The organism is Streptomyces sp. MA5143a, from assembly GCF_900290235.1.
Lineage (GTDB): Bacteria > Actinomycetota > Actinomycetes > Streptomycetales > Streptomycetaceae > Streptomyces.
In genome coordinates this window covers 61,171-74,788 of sequence record NZ_OLMK01000014.1, presented here as the reverse complement: position 1 = coordinate 74,788, position 13,618 = coordinate 61,171, and the positions used below count along the sequence as shown (strand labels likewise).

The 13,618-nt window shown below is 69.8% G+C and carries 16 protein-coding genes; 14 read left to right on the top strand and 2 right to left on the bottom strand.

Going from position 1 to position 13,618, the window contains the following annotated elements; translation table 11 throughout:
* Positions 1–230 precede the first annotated feature (230 nt).
* From SMA5143A_RS07150 to SMA5143A_RS07115, 8 genes are all read left to right on the top strand, one after another.
* Positions 231–962 carry a helix-turn-helix transcriptional regulator gene (locus tag SMA5143A_RS07150; RefSeq protein WP_099968760.1) on the top strand — a complete coding sequence of 244 codons (732 nt, stop codon included), beginning with the start codon at positions 231–233 and terminating at the stop codon, positions 960–962.
* Positions 959–2,383, top strand: coding sequence for a Fe-S cluster assembly protein SufB (sufB, locus tag SMA5143A_RS07145; RefSeq protein ID WP_055537499.1), 1,425 nt, complete (start codon positions 959–961; stop codon positions 2,381–2,383). The genes SMA5143A_RS07150 and sufB overlap by 4 nt, the downstream gene beginning before the upstream one ends.
* An 89-nt stretch (positions 2,384–2,472) precedes the next feature.
* Positions 2,473–3,666, top strand: a complete 1,194-nt coding sequence (sufD, locus tag SMA5143A_RS07140; protein WP_107462064.1) for a Fe-S cluster assembly protein SufD — start codon at positions 2,473–2,475, stop codon at positions 3,664–3,666.
* Complete coding sequence (locus SMA5143A_RS07135; protein ID WP_055514965.1) at positions 3,663–3,983, top strand: non-heme iron oxygenase ferredoxin subunit; 321 nt, start codon at positions 3,663–3,665, stop codon at positions 3,981–3,983. Before sufD ends, SMA5143A_RS07135 begins: the two co-directional genes overlap by 4 nt.
* A 7-nt stretch (positions 3,984–3,990) precedes the next feature.
* Positions 3,991–4,755, top strand: coding sequence for a Fe-S cluster assembly ATPase SufC (gene sufC, locus SMA5143A_RS07130; RefSeq protein WP_055514967.1), 765 nt, complete (start codon positions 3,991–3,993; stop codon positions 4,753–4,755).
* Positions 4,752–6,008, top strand: a complete 1,257-nt coding sequence (locus tag SMA5143A_RS07125; RefSeq protein ID WP_107462063.1) for a cysteine desulfurase — start codon at positions 4,752–4,754, stop codon at positions 6,006–6,008. The genes sufC and SMA5143A_RS07125 overlap by 4 nt, the downstream gene beginning before the upstream one ends.
* A gap of 16 nt (positions 6,009–6,024) precedes the next feature.
* On the top strand, positions 6,025–6,489 hold the full coding sequence (sufU, locus tag SMA5143A_RS07120; protein WP_055514972.1) for a Fe-S cluster assembly sulfur transfer protein SufU: 465 nt from the start codon (positions 6,025–6,027) through the stop codon (positions 6,487–6,489).
* On the top strand, positions 6,486–6,818 hold the full coding sequence (locus SMA5143A_RS07115; RefSeq protein WP_055514975.1) for a metal-sulfur cluster assembly factor: 333 nt from the start codon (positions 6,486–6,488) through the stop codon (positions 6,816–6,818). The genes sufU and SMA5143A_RS07115 overlap by 4 nt, the downstream gene beginning before the upstream one ends.
* Positions 6,819–6,910: 92 nt before the next feature.
* Here SMA5143A_RS07115 and SMA5143A_RS07110 read toward each other — a convergent pair whose 3' ends face one another.
* Complete coding sequence (locus tag SMA5143A_RS07110) at positions 6,911–7,831, bottom strand: AbfB domain-containing protein (protein ID WP_258193440.1); 921 nt, start codon at positions 7,829–7,831, stop codon at positions 6,911–6,913.
* 351 nt (positions 7,832–8,182) lie between these two features.
* Here SMA5143A_RS07110 and SMA5143A_RS07105 point away from each other — a divergent pair, with 351 nt between their 5' ends.
* The 6 genes from SMA5143A_RS07105 to SMA5143A_RS07080 all read left to right on the top strand — a co-directional run bounded on the left by SMA5143A_RS07105 (position 8,183) and on the right by SMA5143A_RS07080 (position 12,546).
* Positions 8,183–8,503, top strand: coding sequence for a DMT family transporter (locus tag SMA5143A_RS07105; protein WP_107462062.1), 321 nt, complete (start codon positions 8,183–8,185; stop codon positions 8,501–8,503).
* Positions 8,503–9,039 carry a TetR/AcrR family transcriptional regulator gene (locus SMA5143A_RS07100; protein ID WP_055524428.1) on the top strand — a complete coding sequence of 179 codons (537 nt, stop codon included), beginning with the start codon at positions 8,503–8,505 and terminating at the stop codon, positions 9,037–9,039. Before SMA5143A_RS07105 ends, SMA5143A_RS07100 begins: the two co-directional genes overlap by 1 nt.
* 122 nt (positions 9,040–9,161) lie before the next feature.
* Complete coding sequence (gene dapD, locus SMA5143A_RS07095) at positions 9,162–10,151, top strand: 2,3,4,5-tetrahydropyridine-2,6-dicarboxylate N-succinyltransferase (RefSeq protein ID WP_055519512.1); 990 nt, start codon at positions 9,162–9,164, stop codon at positions 10,149–10,151.
* A gap of 230 nt (positions 10,152–10,381) precedes the next feature.
* Positions 10,382–10,606: a hypothetical protein gene (locus tag SMA5143A_RS07090; protein WP_107462061.1), complete on the top strand. Its 225-nt coding sequence runs from the start codon at positions 10,382–10,384 to the stop codon at positions 10,604–10,606.
* Positions 10,607–10,777: 171 nt separating this feature from the next.
* Positions 10,778–11,332: a SigE family RNA polymerase sigma factor gene (locus SMA5143A_RS07085; protein WP_107462170.1), complete on the top strand. Its 555-nt coding sequence runs from the start codon at positions 10,778–10,780 to the stop codon at positions 11,330–11,332.
* The gene (locus SMA5143A_RS07080; RefSeq protein WP_107462060.1) at positions 11,329–12,546 is read left to right on the top strand and encodes a hypothetical protein; all 1,218 of its coding nucleotides are present in this window, start codon (positions 11,329–11,331) and stop codon (positions 12,544–12,546) included. Before SMA5143A_RS07085 ends, SMA5143A_RS07080 begins: the two co-directional genes overlap by 4 nt.
* A 73-nt stretch (positions 12,547–12,619) precedes the next feature.
* On the opposite strand, the gene dapA is transcribed toward SMA5143A_RS07080, so the two are convergent.
* Positions 12,620–13,528: a 4-hydroxy-tetrahydrodipicolinate synthase gene (gene dapA / locus SMA5143A_RS07075; RefSeq protein WP_107462059.1), complete on the bottom strand. Its 909-nt coding sequence runs from the start codon at positions 13,526–13,528 to the stop codon at positions 12,620–12,622.
* Positions 13,529–13,618: the final 90 nt, after the last annotated feature.

Here is a 13,618-nt window from a genome sequence, read left to right as displayed (position 1 = left end):
GTGGGCGCCGGAGAGCTCGGGGGGTGGCGTCCGAGGGCGACCGCGGCTCGCCCGCGCGGGGCCCCACGCCCCGGGAAGGCACCCCGTCGCGCCCCCTGCCGCCCCGCTCCCTCGATCGATCAAAGATCATTCCCGCAGGTCAGATGAGGCTTACCTAAGTGACGCACGGCACCGCCGGGCCGTCCGGGCGCGGCTTGCCCCCCTCCGCGGAATTACGCAACAATGGCGTTGTGAAAAACGTTGGCGCGGCTCCGCAGGAGGAACTCGCGACCGGTGAGCGATCCACTCGCAACCGGGTCGCGCGGTCCATCCTGGATCACGGGCCGTCCACCGTGGCCGACCTGGCAGGCCGTCTCGGCCTGACCCAGGCCGCCGTCCGCCGACACCTGGACGCCCTGGTCGCCGACGATGTCGTGCAGCCCCGTGAGCAGCGTGTCTACGGCGCGCGCACGCGCGGGCGCCCGGCCAAGGTGTTCGCCCTGACGGACTGCGGCCGCGACGCCTTCGACCAGTCGTACGACAAGCTGGCCGTGGACGCGCTCCGCTGGATCGCGGACCAGGAGGGCGGGGAGCAGGCAGTCGCCGCCTTCGCCCGCGCCCGGGTCGCCGCGCAGGCCGGCGAGTACCGCGAGGCGGTCGAGGCGGCCGCCCCCGAGGACAGGGCCGAAGCCCTGGCCAAGGCCTTGAGCGCGGACGGGTACGCTGCTACGGCACGCAGTGCCCCCCACCCCCACCAGGGTGAGCAGCTCTGTCAGCACCACTGCCCGGTGGCCCATGTGGCCGAGCAGTTCCCGCAGCTCTGCGAGGCCGAGACCGAGCTCTTCGCCGAACTGCTCGGTACGCACGTCCAGCGGCTGGCCACCATCGCCCACGGCGACGGCGTCTGCACGACGTTCATCCCCAGAGTTTCCAAGTCAGCCACCAACGCATCCGCAAGCACGGCCGGGAGGAACCCCGCATGACTCTCCCCATCGAGGAGACCGCCCACCCTGAGCTCGAGGGCCTGGGTAAGTACGAATACGGCTGGGCGGACTCCGACGAGGCCGGTGCCGCAGCGAAGCGCGGTCTGAACGAGGACGTCGTCCTCGACATCTCCGGCAAGAAGTCCGAGCCGGAGTGGATGACGAAGCTGCGTCTCAAGGGCCTGAAGCTGTTCGAGAAGAAGCCCATGCCGAACTGGGGCTCCGACCTCTCGGGCATCGACTTCGACAACATCAAGTACTTCGTGCGCTCCACGGAGAAGCAGGCGGAGTCCTGGGAGGACCTGCCCGAGGACATCAAGAACACCTACGACAAGCTGGGCATCCCCGAGGCGGAGAAGCAGCGCCTCGTCGCCGGTGTCGCCGCCCAGTACGAGTCGGAGGTCGTCTACCACCAGATCCGCGAGGACCTGGAGGAGCAGGGCGTCATCTTCCTCGACACCGACACCGCGCTGAAGGAGCACCCGGAGCTCTTCAAGGAGTACTTCGGCACCGTCATCCCGGCCGGCGACAACAAGTTCGCCGCGCTGAACACCGCCGTGTGGTCCGGCGGCTCCTTCATCTACGTGCCGAAGGGCGTGCACGTCGAGATCCCGCTCCAGGCCTACTTCCGCATCAACACGGAGAACATGGGCCAGTTCGAGCGGACCCTGATCATCGTCGACGAGGGCGCCTACGTGCACTACGTCGAGGGTTGTACGGCCCCGATCTACAAGTCGGACTCGCTGCACTCCGCGGTCGTCGAGATCATCGTCAAGAAGAACGCCCGCTGCCGCTACACGACCATCCAGAACTGGTCGAACAACGTCTACAACCTGGTCACCAAGCGCGCCGTCGCCTACGAGGGCGCCACCATGGAGTGGATCGACGGCAACATCGGCTCCAAGGTGACGATGAAGTACCCGGCCGTCTACCTGATGGGCGAGCACGCCAAGGGCGAGACCCTCTCCATCGCCTTCGCGGGCGAGGGCCAGCACCAGGACGCCGGCGCCAAGATGGTCCACATGGCCCCGAACACGTCCTCGAACATCGTCTCGAAGTCCGTGGCGCGCGGCGGTGGCCGCACCTCCTACCGCGGTCTGATCGAGATCGGCGAGGGCGCCCCCGGCTCCAAGTCGAACGTGCTGTGCGACGCCCTGCTCGTCGACACCATCTCCCGCTCGGACACCTACCCGTACGTCGACGTCCGTGAGGACGACGTGTCCATGGGCCACGAGGCGACCGTCTCCAAGGTCTCCGAGGACCAGCTCTTCTACCTGATGAGCCGCGGTCTGTCGGAGGACGAGGCCATGGCGATGATCGTGCGCGGCTTCGTCGAGCCGATCGCCAAGGAGCTGCCCATGGAGTACGCGCTGGAGCTCAACCGGCTGATCGAGCTGCAGATGGAAGGCGCGGTCGGCTGACCCCAGACCTTCCGGTCCAGCAGCAGGCGGCCCGCCTCTCCGGGGCGGGCCGAAGATCGTAAACGTAGGAAGAGAGCAGACCGACAGCCATGGCTGAGGCTCAGAACATCCCGGTGGGCTCCACCACCGCCGGCTCGATCGCGGTGGCCGCCGAGTCGACCGTCGTCTCGCGCATGAGCGCGCCCCCGTCCTTCGACGTGGCGGACTTCCCCGTGCCGCACGGCCGCGAGGAGGAGTGGCGGTTCACCCCGCTGGAGCGGCTGCGCGGGCTGCACGACGGCACCGCCGTCGGCACCGGCGACGGCCTGAAGGTCGACGTGCAGGCCCCCGAGGGCGTCATCGTCGAGGCCGTCGGCCGTGACGACGCCCGCCTCGGCAGGGCCGGCACCCCGGTGGACCGCGTCGCCGCCCAGGCCTACTCGGCGTTCGAGAAGGCCGGTGTGATCACCGTCCCCAAGGAGACGGTCCTCACCGAGCCGATCCGCATCGCCGTGCACGGCGAGGGCGGCACCGCTTTCGCCCACCAGGTCATCGAACTGGGTGCCTTCGCCGAGGCCGTCGTCGTCATCGACCACACCGGTGACGCCGTGCTCGCCGCCAACGTCGACTACCTCCTCGGTGACGGCGCCAAGCTGACCGTCGTCTCCGTGCAGGACTGGGACGACAAGGCCGTGCACATCGCCCAGCACAACGCCCTCGTCGGCCGGGACGCCTCCTTCAAGTCGGTCGTCGTCACCTTCGGCGGCGACGTCGTCCGCCTTCACCCGCGCGTCACCTACGCCGGCCCCGGCGGCGAGGCCGAGCTGTTCGGTCTGTACTTCACCGACGCCGGCCAGCACCAGGAGCACCGCCTGCTGGTCACGCACAACGTGCCGCACTGCAAGTCCAACGTGGTCTACAAGGGCGCCCTCCAGGGCGACGGAGCCCACGCGGTGTGGATCGGCGACGTCCTCATCGAGGCCGCGGCCGAGGGCACCGACACCTACGAGATGAACCGGAACCTCGTCCTCACGGACGGCGCCCGCGTCGACTCCGTGCCGAACCTGGAGATCGAGACCGGCGAGATCGTCGGCGCCGGCCACGCCTCGGCGACCGGCCGCTTCGACGACGAGCAGCTCTTCTACCTGATGGCCCGCGGTATCCCCGCCGAGGAGGCCCGCCGCCTCGTCGTGCGCGGCTTCTTCGCCGAGCTGGTCCAGCAGATCGGCGTCGACGACATCGAGCAGCGCCTGCTGGAGAAGCTCGACGAGGAGCTGGAGACCGTGACTGGATCGGGCCGATGACCACCTTCGTACGCGCCTGCGGGCTGAGCGAGCTGGAGGAGGACACCCCGAAGCGGGTGGAACTCGACGGCACGCCGGTCTCGGTCGTGCGGACCGAGGGAGAGGTGTTCGCCATCCACGACATCTGCTCCCACGCGAACGTCTCGCTCTCCGAGGGCGAGGTGGAGGACTGCCAGATCGAGTGCTGGCTGCACGGCTCCGCGTTCGACCTCCGCACCGGTAAGCCGTCCGGCCTGCCCGCGACGCGCCCCGTCCCCGTATACCCCGTAAAGATCGAAGGGGACGACGTGCTCGTCTCCCTCACCCAGGAGTCCTGAGGCACCCATGGCAACGCTTGAAATCCGAGACCTGCACGTCACCGTCGAGGCCGACAACGCCACGAAGGAGATCCTCAAGGGCGTCGACCTCACCGTGAAGCAGGGCGAGACGCACGCCATCATGGGCCCCAACGGCTCCGGCAAGTCGACCCTCGCCTACTCGCTCGCGGGTCACCCGAAGTACACGATCACCGGCGGCACCGTGCTGCTCGACGGCGAGGACGTCCTGGAGATGTCCGTCGACGAGCGCGCCCGCGCGGGCCTGTTCCTGGCGATGCAGTACCCCGTCGAGGTCCCCGGCGTCTCGGTCTCCAACTTCCTGCGGACCTCCGCCACCGCCATCCGCGGCGAGGCCCCCAAGCTGCGCACCTGGGTCAAGGAGGTCAAGGAGGCCATGCAGCGCCTCAACATGGACCCCTCCTTCGCCGAGCGCAACGTCAACGAGGGCTTCTCCGGCGGTGAGAAGAAGCGCCACGAGATCCTCCAGCTCGAACTGCTCAGGCCGAAGGTCGCGATCCTCGACGAGACGGACTCCGGTCTGGACGTCGACGCGCTCCGGGTCGTCTCCGAGGGCGTCAACCGCGTCCGTGAGACCGGCGAGGTCGGCACCCTGCTGATCACGCACTACACGCGCATCCTGCGCTACATCAAGCCCGACCACGTCCACGTCTTCGCGGGCGGCCGGATCGTCGAGTCCGGTGGCCCCGAGCTCGCCGACAAGCTGGAGAACGAGGGCTACGAGGCATACACGAAGGGTGGCGCATCCGCGTGACACAGCTGCCGGGCCTCCTCGACACAGAGGCGATCCGCAAGGACTTCCCCATCCTGGACCGTCAGGTCCACGACGAGCGGAAGCTCGTGTACCTGGACAACGCGGCGACCTCCCAGAAGCCGCGCCAGGTCCTGGACGCCCTGAGCGAGTACTACGAGCGCTACAACGCCAACGTCCACCGCGGTGTGCATGTGCTCGCCGAGGAGGCCACGGCGCTGTACGAGGGTGCGCGTGACAAGGTCGCCGCGTTCATCAACGCGCCCAGCCGCGACGAGGTGATCTTCACCAAGAACGCCTCCGAGTCGCTGAACCTCGTGGCGAACATGCTCGGCTGGGCCGACGAGCCCTACCGGGTGGACTCCGAGACCGAGATCGTCATCACGGAGATGGAGCACCACTCCAACATCGTGCCGTGGCAGCTGCTCGCGCAGCGCACGGGCGCGAAGCTGAAGTGGTTCGGCCTCACCGACGACGGCCGGCTCGACCTGTCGAACATCGACCAGATCATCACGGAGAAGACGAAGATCGTCTCCTTCGTGCTGGTGTCCAACATCCTGGGCACGGTCAACCCGGTCGAGGCGATAGTGCGCCGGGCGCAGGAGGTCGGCGCCCTGGTCTGCGTCGACGCCTCGCAGGCCGCTCCGCACATGCCGCTGGACGTCCAGGCCCTCCAGGCCGACTTCGTGGCCTTCACCGGTCACAAGATGTGCGGCCCGACCGGTATCGGCGTGCTCTGGGGCCGCCAGGAGCTCCTGGAGGACCTGCCCCCGTTCCTCGGTGGCGGCGAGATGATCGAGACGGTGTCGATGCACTCGTCGACGTACGCCCCCGCCCCGCACAAGTTCGAGGCGGGCACCCCGCCGATCGCGCAGGCGGTCGGTCTGGGCGCGGCGATCGACTACCTCGACTCGATCGGCATGGACAAGATCCTCGCCCATGAGCACGCCCTCACCGAGTACGCGGTGAAGCGGCTCACGGAGGTCCCCGACCTGCGCATCATCGGCCCGACCACGGCCGAGGACCGGGGCGCGGCGATCTCCTTCACGCTCGGCGACATCCACCCGCACGACGTGGGCCAGGTCCTCGACGAGCAGGGCATCGCGGTCCGGGTCGGCCACCACTGCGCCCGCCCCGTCTGCCTGCGGTACGGAATTCCCGCGACCACCCGAGCGTCGTTCTACCTGTACTCCACGCCGGCCGAGATCGACGCGCTGGTCGACGGCCTGGAGCACGTACGGAACTTCTTCGGCTGATGGGACGAGCGATCGCATGAAGCTGGACTCGATGTACCAGGAAGTCATCCTGGACCACTACAAGAACCCGCACGGGCGGGGCTTGCGGGATGGCGACGCCGAGGTGCACCACGTGAACCCCACGTGCGGCGACGAGATCACCCTGCGCGTGAAGTACGACGGTACGACCATCGAGGACGTCTCGTACGAGGGCCAGGGCTGCTCGATCAGCCAGGCCAGCGCCTCCGTGCTGAACGAACTGCTCGTCGGCAAGGAGCTGACGGACGCGCGGCGGATCCAGGAGACCTTCCTGGAGCTGATGCAGTCCAAGGGGAAGATCGAGCCGGACGACGCGATGGAGGAGGTCCTGGAGGACGCGGTCGCGTTCGCCGGGGTCTCCAAGTACCCGGCCCGGGTCAAGTGCGCCCTCCTCAGCTGGATGGCGTGGAAGGACGCGACGGCCCAGGCGCTGGGCGCCGACGCCGAAAGGAAGACGGCATGAGCGACACCGTGGAGATGAAGCCGGCCTCCGAGGAGGAGATCCGCGAGGCCCTGTACGACGTCGTCGACCCCGAGCTGGGCATCGACGTCGTCAACCTGGGGCTGATCTACGGCATCCACATCGACGACGCGAACATCGCGACGATCGACATGACCCTGACCTCGGCGGCCTGTCCGCTGACCGATGTCATCGAGGACCAGGCCAAGTCCGCCACGGACGGCCTCGTCAACGAGCTGCGCATCAACTGGGTCTGGATGCCCCCGTGGGGCCCGGACAAGATCACGGACGACGGTCGCGAGCAGCTTCGGGCGCTCGGGTTCAACGTCTGAGACCGACCACACGAGTGTGGCCCCCGGCGGAAGTCGCCGGGGGCCACACTCATGTCCGGGTCATGTCCGGGTCATGTCCGGGTGCCGTGCCGTCAGTCGAGGCCCTTCACCAGGCGGAAGAAGAAGTCCTGCCGGTTGCTGGTGTTGTAGCCGTACGGGTCCAGGACCAGCTCGAAGTTCCGGTGACGCACCACGCGGTCGGGGTAGTTCACCGACTGGAGCATCATCGCGTCCGAGTACGGCGACCGCACCGCGCAGAACGTCGCGTCCTGCTTGAAGAGGTTCGAGCCGTCGTTGCCGCTGACGCGGAGCCGGAAGTTCTGGTGCCTGACGTACCGTCCGTCCGCCGTGCGGAAGGAGTAGCAGTCGGACCTGGCGAGGCCGGAGACCACCTTGAAGGTGGAGTCCTCGCGGGTCTCGCTTCCGCTGTAGGTGCCCACCGGGTCGAGGCGGACGACACCGCCGCTCTCGTGCCAGTACCGGTCGGGGTAGTTGACGGCCTGTACGGACTTCCGGTTCACGGACGCCGACGGCTTCTTCCCGGGCGACGACGACTTGGACGGCTTGGGGGCCGGCTTCGCGCCGCCCTGCTGCTTGTCGTCCGAGCCGGAGTCCTCGGAGCCGGAGGAACCCTTGTCCTTGTCCTTCTCCTTGCCCCCGCCCTTGGAGCCGCCCTTGGCGTCCTGCGGCTCGGACAGCCCGCTCTTCCCGTCGGGGGCCGTGGTCGGCGACGCCGGGGGAAGGGAGAGCGGGGCGATCGGGTCGTCGGCCAGCGTGGTGCGGTCCGTGCGGGTCTGTGACGTGCCGTCAGCACCGGAGTCCTGAAGGACGATCGCGGTCACGCACGACGACACGACGGCCAGGGCGAGCGCTCCGGCCAGCCAGAGGCGGCGGGTGCCCGGTATTCGGGTGTCGTCGGGGGCGACACCGGTCTCCCACACCTTCGCGGATTGCAGCACCGGGAGGTTGGGGGTGTTCTGGTCCGGATCAGGTCCGGGCTTCGTTGGCGGCATGCGCGGTTCCCTCGGCGTCGCACAGGCGGACGCGAATTCGTCATGCGGGTCAGGGGAGGTGGTACGTGTCACCGGTGTGTGCGAACCCTTGCGGTCGTCACACAATCGGGAGATTGACCGTTGAAACAGTAGTGGACCAAGGGGTGTGCGGGGAGCCCTTTCGAGAGCGCTTCCATAACGGAACGGCCCCGAAACGGCGGCCTCTTGGGGAGACATTTCCGTGCGGGTGCGCCCGATCGGGGACGGACGGGGGCACCCGCGAGAGCCGTCGCCTCTTGTCCCGCCCTCGACGTATACGACTCCCGCCCTCGATGTGTACGACCGTACGTATCCATGTGTACGCTAGTACACATGGGATATCTGCTGCTCGGCTTCGCCATAGCCGCCGAGGTCGTCGCCACCACCGCGATGAAGTACAGCGAGGGCTTCAGCAAGGTGGGACCGTCGCTGATCACCGGGATCGGCTACCTGATCTCCTTCGGGCTGCTCGCCCAGGCGCTCAAGTCGATGTCGATCGGCACGGCCTACGCCATCTGGTCCGGCGTCGGCACCGCCAGCGTCGCCGCGCTCGGCCTCGTACTGTTCGGTGAGGGGCTGAGCCCCGCCAAGGCCGCCGGAATCGGGCTGATCGTGGCGGGAGTCGTCGTCCTCAACCTGGGAGGCGCCCACTGATGGCCCGGCGTTACGACCCCGAGCGGCGGCAGCGGATCATCGACGCGGCGATCCGTGTCGTCGGGGAGAAGGGTATCGCCGGGCTGAGTCACCGGAGCGTGGCCGCCGAGGCGGACGTACCGCTCGGCTCGACGACGTACCACTTCAAGACCCTCGACGACCTCATGGTGGCGGCGCTGCGGCAGGCCAACGAGGGGTACGCGCGCACGGTCCTGGCCCGCGGCGCCCTCCAGGACCCGGAGTCCGACCTGGCCGCCGAACTCGCCGCGCTCGGCAGCGAATGGTTCGCCGGTGACCGAACGGGTCTGGAGGTCGAGTACGAGCTCTACCTGGCCGCCCTGCGCCGCCCGGCTCTCCGCCCGGTCGCCGCGGAGTGGGCGGAGGGCTTCGCCGACTGCCTCGCCCTGCGCACGGATCCGGTGACCGCGCGGGCCCTGGTCGCCCTGATCGACGGGATCTGCCTCCAGGTGCTGCTGACGGGGGCGCCGTACGACGAGGGGTACGCGCGGGAGGTGCTGGCGCGGGTGATCGGCTGAGAGGGCGCTCGCCCGGTCCCGGCGGGGCGGCGACGGGAGGGGCGCCGCCCCGGATGCCCGGCTCCTGAGACGGCCGTGGTGTGGGTTGGCCTGGGCCGCCTCCGGGCGGTTAGGTTTCCCTCATGACCGACACGACTGCTCCTCGCACCACCGGCGCCGTGGCCGCCGGCCTCGCCACGATCGCCGCCGACGGCACTGTTCTCGACACCTGGTACCCCGCGCCCGAGCTCGCCGCCGAGCCGGGCCCGTCCGGCACCGAGCGGCTCGACGCCGAGCGGGCGGCCCAGCTGCTGGGCGGCGGCGCGACGGCGGCGATCGGTCAGGACACCCGCCGGGGCGTCGAGGTCGTCGCGGTCCGCACGGTCATCTCCTCGCTCGACGAGAAGCCGGTCGACACGCACGACGCCTACCTGCGCCTCCACCTGCTCTCCCACCGCCTGGTGAAGCCGCACGGCCAGAGCCTGGACGGCATCTTCGGCCTCCTGGCCAACGTCGCCTGGACCTCGCTCGGCCCGGTCGCCGTCGACGACCTGGAGAAGGTCCGGCTCAACGCGCGCGCCGAGGGGCTGCACCTCCAGGTGACGTCCGTCGACAAGTTCCCGCGGATGACGGACTACGTGGCCCCCAAGGGCGTCCGTATCGCCGACGCGGACCGGGTCCGGCTGGGCGCGCACCTCGCCGAGGGCACCACGGTCATGCACGAGGGCTTCGTCAACTTCAACGCGGGCACCCTCGGCACGTCGATGGTGGAGGGTCGTATCTCCGCCGGTGTCGTCGTCGGCGACGGCTCCGACATCGGCGGCGGCGCCTCCACGATGGGCACGCTGTCCGGTGGCGGCAACGTCATCATCTCCATCGGCGAGCGCTGCCTGGTCGGCGCCGAGGCGGGCGTCGGCATCGCCCTCGGCGACGAGTGCGTGGTGGAGGCGGGCCTGTACGTCACCGCGGGCACCCGCGTCACGATGCCCGACGGCCAGGTCGTCAAGGCCCGCGAGCTCTCCGGCGCCTCGAACATCCTCTTCCGCCGCAATTCCGTCACCGGCACGGTCGAGGCCCGCCCGAACAACGCGGTCTGGGGCGGCCTGAACGAGATCCTGCACAGCCACAACTGACGACCGGCGAGCCGGTATCACGGAGCGCCCTTCCACGGCCCGAGCAGGGCCGGGGGAGGGCGCTGCGCGTGTGGGCGGCGGGTGTGCACCGCGCTGATCGTCCTTCGTCGAAGCCCCCGGCGATCCCGTACGGGTTGATCCGCGTGACCTTCCGGTGGGGGCGGCAGATGAACCCGTGGGACGCACAGTCCTATCAGAGGGCGAGCCGACGAGATGAGGGGCCGGACAGGATGAGGAGCGATCGGGTGAGGACCGTGGCACGAGTGGTGAGCGGGGTGGTGGGCGCGGCCGTGGTGTGTGGGTTGCCCGCCGGTGTCGCGCATGCCGACGAGACCAACCGGGGCTCGCACAACGGCCCCCGGATCGGGCTCGTCAATGTCGGCCAGGTCGACGACCCGATGGAGGACGTGCTGGAGCACACCCTGCTGTTCGGTGACGGGTACCGCTGGGGCTGAGCCAGTCCAGCCGCGCAGGGGCCGGGGCCCGCACCGCGTTCGCGCGTCGTGCGGGCCCCGGCCCCTGTCCGGGAACTTTTTTCGGCGTACCGGCATAGCGGGGGGCGGATCCGCGCGTCACACAGAGCACAGGGGCGGGACACAAGTCCCGCGGGGGAAGAGAAGGTGACGATGGATGCCGCAGGTCAGGAGAGTTTCCGTGAGTTCGTGGCCGGGCGGTCGTCGGCGCTGCTGAAGACCGCCGTACTGCTCAGCGGCGGCGACCGGCACGCCGCCGAGGACCTGCTGCAGAACGCGCTCATCAAGGCCGCCGGCCGCTGGCAGCGGATCGACGAGCCCGAGGCGTACGTACGGCAGATCCTGTACCGGCAGCAGATCAGCCGCTGGCGGCTGAAATGGCGTCGCAGGGAGGTCACCGTCGCCGAGCTGCCCGAGAGCGGCGCCGCCGACGGCGTGGCCGGGGTGGAACTGCGCCTGGTGATGCGCGGCGCGCTCGCCCGGCTGACCGCACGGCAGAGGACCATGCTCGTGCTGCGCTACTTCGAGGACCTGCCCGAGGCGGACGTGGCCCGCATCCTCGGCTGCTCCGTCGGGACCGTCCGGTCCACCACCCACCGCTCCCTCGCCCGGCTGCGGGAACTCGCGCCCGAACTGGCCGGTCTCGGCCGGGCCGCGGTCGAGCAGCGGCCTTCCCGTGACTTCTCGCCCGTGGAGGTGCGTCCATGAACGTCGACGAACTGGTGCGCGACTCCCTGCGGGAGCAGGCCGCCGAACAACCGCCGCTGGAGCCCGGCTTCGCCGACCGCGTGCTGAACGTGCGGCGCCGACGCCGTACCCGCAGGATCGCCACCGTCGCCGCGGCGACCGCCGCCGTGGTCGCCGTCGCGGTCGCCGTGCCGCTGCTGGAGTCCGGCAAGGACGAGGTGCGGCTCGCCAGCGAGATGAACAAGAGTGACATCATCGCCCACCCCGACCAGTCGCCTCCGCGCGACCTGATCGCCGCCGGGGACGTGGCGCTGGCCGCGTACTACACGTACTCCACGGTCAAGGCGTCCGAGGACACCGCGGTCAGACAGCGTACGTATCGGATCCTCGACCAGCGGACCGACAAGTACATGAAGGACGACCGCTGGTCCGTGGTCTCGGTCGCCCCCGGAATGCGGACCGCCGCCGTCCTGGAGCGGGACCTGCCGGTCAAGCGGATCGGCCTGCTCGACCTCCTCACCGGCGAGGTGGACCGCTGGATCCCGGTCGACCGGGGCGTCGCGGGCGTCGAGTTCTCGTCCGACGGCGGCAAGCTCGTCGCCACCACGTACAGCCAGAACCCCGACCTCCTCACCAGGGTGGACTACGACTCCGACGGCGACGGCAAGAACAACGACTACGAACCGGACCACGCGTCCCACCGGACCGGGTTCTACGTCGTGGACGTCGACTCCGGGAAGGCCGACTGGAGCAAGGTCACCGAGGACCGGGAGGGGCTCCTCAACGCTCGCCAGGACTTCTCCTTCAGCGGCGAGGCCACTTCGGTGTACACCGGGCTGACCGAGGAGCCGCATCAGCAGTACTACGACCTCAAGGGCAACAGGGTCCCCGCGCCGCCGGACGAGATGTATCTGCACTGGATGGTCGACGCACGGCTCTCCCCGGACGGCAGGCTCGCGGCCGGCGGCTTCGCGGGCGGCGCCAAAACGACCGCCTCCTGGATCCTCGACCCCCGCACCGGCAAGCCCCTCCACAAGGTGCCCGGGCAGCGACTGCTCTCCTGGGTCGACAACAAGCGGCTCATCGCCTGGGACATCACTCCCGGGGACAACGAGTTCCACAACGCCCTGGTGCTCGTCACCATCGGCAGCGACACGACGCTCCCGCTCAGCGGCGCCCGCAAGGGCAACGACGGCGCCGCCGGCCGCTGGAGCCCGGTCTTCGCCACCCGCTGACCAGCGGGGCCGCGCCGCCTCCGCCGACTGCCGGGACGTGCGCCGCCCCCGCCGACCGCGGGGGCGTGCCTCCTCAGGCGGCGACCAGGGCTTCGTACGCCCGAAGCAGCCCGTCGGTCACCTCTCGGCCGGCGGGCCGCAGCGGTGCCCGGACCGGGCCCGCGGGCAGGCCGAGCCGCCCGAGCAGGGCCTTCGCCGTGACGGTGCCGGGCAGGCCGGAGGCCATCATCGCCTCCGTGAGCGGGACCGCCGCCCGCTGCAACCGTGCGGCCTCCGCGGTGTCGCCCCGGTCGAACGCGTCCACGATCGACCGGAAGTGACGGGGCGCGGCGTTGGCGACGGTGCCGATGTAGCCCGCGCCGCCGAGCGCGTACAGCGCCAGGACGTACTCGTCGCAGCCCGTGTAGTACGCCAGGTCCGTCTCCGCCAGCACCTTCTGGGTCCCGAGGAGGTCGTACGCGCAGTCCTTCACGGCCACGATCCGGGGGTGGGCCGCGAGACGGATCATGGTCGGCGGTTCGATCCGGGTGCCGGTGCGGCCGGGGATGTCATACAGGGCGAGCGGGAGGCCGCAGCGGTCGGCGAGTTCACGGAAGTGGGCCTCGACTGCGTCCTGCGGGGGCCTGCTGTAGTACGGAGTGACCGCCAACAGGCCGTCCGCGCCCGCCTTCTCGGCCGCCAGGGCCAGCTCCACGGTGTGCCGGGTGTCATAGGTGCCGACGCCCGCCACGATCGTGGCCCGGTCCCCGACCGCCGCCCGGACCGCGCGGATCAGCTCCGCCTTCTCCGCGTCCGTCGTCGTCGGCGCCTCACCCGTCGTACCGGACAGGACCAGTCCCTCGCAGCCCTCCGCCACCAGCCGGTCGGCGAGCCGCTCGGCCCCGTCGAGGTCGAGCGCCCCGCTCGGGGTGAACGGGGTGATCATCGCGCAGAGGGCGCGGCCGAAGGGGGCGGGGCGGTGGCGGTGCGAGGTGGTGGTCATGGGGGGTAGTCTCGACGTGCGCATTGTGAAGCTCCACTTAATTCTTCTACGTGGTATGCGGAAGCTCTGCTACGAGGAATTGCCGTGGAG